The sequence below is a fragment of the Brevundimonas sp. UBA7534 genome (genome assembly GCF_002479325.1).
In the GTDB taxonomy this organism is placed as follows: Bacteria; Pseudomonadota; Alphaproteobacteria; order Caulobacterales; family Caulobacteraceae; genus Brevundimonas.
Map to the genome: position 1 here is coordinate 1 of NZ_DLMO01000135.1, position 2,696 is coordinate 2,696.

Annotated in this window: 2 protein-coding genes and 1 pseudogene; all 3 read right to left on the reverse strand. The window is 69.9% G+C overall.

Annotated elements, in window-relative coordinates; all coding sequences use genetic code 11:
• Positions 1-1,088: phospho-N-acetylmuramoyl-pentapeptide-transferase (gene mraY, locus B2U11_RS11245; RefSeq protein WP_292071820.1), on the reverse strand; the 1,088-nt coding region annotated here is incomplete at its 3' end.
• A 10-nt stretch (positions 1,089-1,098) separates the two neighbouring features.
• Positions 1,099-2,550 (reverse strand): UDP-N-acetylmuramoyl-tripeptide--D-alanyl-D-alanine ligase, encoded by a 1,452-nt coding sequence (locus tag B2U11_RS11250; RefSeq protein WP_292071821.1) that lies wholly within the window; start codon positions 2,548-2,550, stop codon positions 1,099-1,101.
• Positions 2,543-2,696, reverse strand: a pseudogene (locus B2U11_RS11255) (UDP-N-acetylmuramoyl-L-alanyl-D-glutamate--2,6-diaminopimelate ligase); the annotation flags it as partial. The gene B2U11_RS11250 and the pseudogene B2U11_RS11255, both read right to left, overlap by 8 nt.

Here is a 2,696-nt window from a genome sequence, read left to right on the forward strand (position 1 = left end):
AGGCCGACCAGGGCCAGGGCGCCGGCGATGATCCAGAAGCGGATGACGACGGTCGATTCCGGCCAGCCCATCTTCTCGAAATGATGGTGGACCGGGGCCATCAGGAAGATGCGCTTCTTGGTCAGCTTGTAGTAGCCGACCTGGATCATGACCGAGGCCGCCTCGGCCACGAACAGGCCGCCGACGATGCCCAGGACCAGCTCGTGCTTGGTCGTCACGGCGATGGCGCCCAGGGCGCCGCCCAGGGCCAGCGAGCCGGTGTCGCCCATGAAGATCTTGGCCGGCGGGGCGTTGTACCAGAGAAAGCCCGCCCCGGCGCCGATCATGGCGGCGCAGAAGATGGCGAGCTCGCCCGAGCCGGGGACGTGGTGGATCTGAAGATACTCGGAAAAGACGAAGTTGCCGGCCAGGTAAGAGATGACCCCGAAGGCGGCGGCGGCCATCATCACCGGCACGGTGGCCAGGCCGTCCAGCCCGTCGGTCAGGTTCACGGCGTTGGAGAAGCCGACGATGGTGAAGGCGGCGAAGGCCACATAGAACCAGCCGATGTTCAGCAGCACCGCCTTGAAGAACGGGAAGGCGATCGAGGTCTCCAGCCCCGGCGAGGTCGGCGAGCGGGTCATCCACAGCACGGTCAGGACGCCGGCGATCACCGCCACCAGGGTCTGGGCGGCCAGCTTCTGCTTCGACGTCAGCCCGGCCGAGGTCTGTTTGGTCACCTTGGCGTAGTCGTCGATGAAGCCCAGCACGCCGAAGGCCGCCGTCACGCCGGACACGATCCAGATGTAGGGATTGGTCAGGTCGCCCCAGAGCAGCACCGACACGCCGATGCCCGCCAGGATCATCAGGCCGCCCATGGTGGGGGTGCCGACCTTGGACAGGTGGCTGACGGGACCGTCGTCACGGATCGGCTGGCCCCGGCCCTGCTTGGCGCGAATCCAGTTGATGAAGCGGCTGCCCATCGCCACCGCCACGATCATCGCCGTGGCCAGCGCCAGGGCGACGCGCACGGTCTGATACTGGATCAGGTTCAGCAGCGGATACTGGTGCGCGACGTCCGCGTAGTAGAGGTACAGAAGATAGAACATCTTGTTTTCCCTATCGCGTCGCGCGCGGCGCGCCGCTGCTTGAGGGGGCGCCTTCGGCGCTTTGCAGGTCGGCGAGGGCCTGGGCGACCAGCGACGCCTTCGACCCGTTCGAACCCTTGACCATGACGATGTCGCCGGGGCCGACCAGCATCGCCGCCTCGGCCGCCAGCTCGGCGGCGGTCTCGCGCCACAGGCCCTGGCGCGAGGCCGGCAGGGCGTCGTAGAGCCAGCGCATCTCCGGCCCCGCGGCATGGACCAGGTCCAGGCCCGCCGCCTCGATGGGTCCGGCCAGACCCTCGTGCAGGGCGCGGCTCTGGTCGCCCAACTCCAGCATGTCGGTCAGCACGACGACGCGGCGGCCGGGCGCGGGGCGCGCGCCCAGAGTCCGGAAGCCGGCGGTCATCGACAGGGGATTGGCGTTGTAGCTTTCGTCGATCAGGGTGAAGGCGCCGCCGGGCACGGCGACGTTGCGGGTCTGTCCGCGCCCGGCCAGGGGCTGAAAGCCGGCCAGGGCCTGCAGACCCGTCTCCAGCGGCACGTCCAGAGCGTCCAGCATCAAGAGAACGCACAGGCTGTTCAGGCCCCAGTGCGCGCCGGACTGGGCCAGGCGGTACTCCAGCGGCCGGCCGAACAGTTCCGCCGACACGGTCGCCCCTTCGGGATCGGGACGGAAGTCAAGCAGGCGGGCGTCGCAGCCGGGGTCGGCGCCGAACACGACAAGGCGCGCGCCGACCGCCTTGGCGCGGTCGCACAACACGCCGGAGAAGGCGACGTCGCCGTTGGCCACGGCGGTTCCGCCGGGGACCAGGCCGTCGAAGATCGAGGCCTTTTCGCGCGCCACGCCGGCCTCGCCATCGGCGAAGGCCTCGATATGAACCGGGCCGACGGTGGTGACGCAGGCGGCGTGGGGGGCGACGAAGCGCGACAGGGGCGCGATCTCGCCCGGCGCGTTCATGCCGATCTCGAACACGGCGCGCTGGGTTTCGACCGGCATCCGCGCCAGGGTCAGGGGCACGCCGATATGGTTGTTGTAGCTCTTGATCGAAGCGTGGGCCGGACCGGCCAGATCGAGGCCCGCCTTGATCGCCTGGGTCACGCTGGTCTTGCCGACGCTGCCGGTGACGGCGCCGCGCTTCACATGGGGCGCGCGGTCGCGGGCGGCGACGCCCAGCCGTTCAAGCCCCCGAAGCGTGTCGTCGACCGTGACCGTGGTCCCGCCTGGGATCGGGCGGTCGACCAGGGCGGCGGCGGCGCCCGCGGCGAAGGCGGCGGCGGCGAACTCATGCCCGTCGCGCGCGCCGTGCAGGGCCAGGAACAGGTCGCCGGGCGCGATCTCACGGCTGTTGTAGGTCAGGCCGTTGATGGGGGCGTCGTCTCCGCCCAGCACCCCGTTCACGGCGGCGGCGACTTCGGCGGCCGTCCAGAGCGGGCGGGGAGCGGATTCAGGCCCAGATTCAGGCATGGATGGACAGGGCCTCGGACGCGACGGACACGTCGTCGAACGGGTAGGTCACGCCGCCGACGATCTGACCCTGCTCATGCCCTTTTCCGGCGATCACCACCACATCCCCGTCACGCATAATTTCGACGGCGGCGGCGATGGCGGCG

What these genes read in the sequence shown, in the direction of transcription:
- B2U11_RS11250 (WP_292071821.1), bottom strand. Translation starts at nt 2,550, where the DNA reads ATGCCTGAATCTGGGCCTGAATCCGCTCCCCGCCCGCTCTGGACGGCC.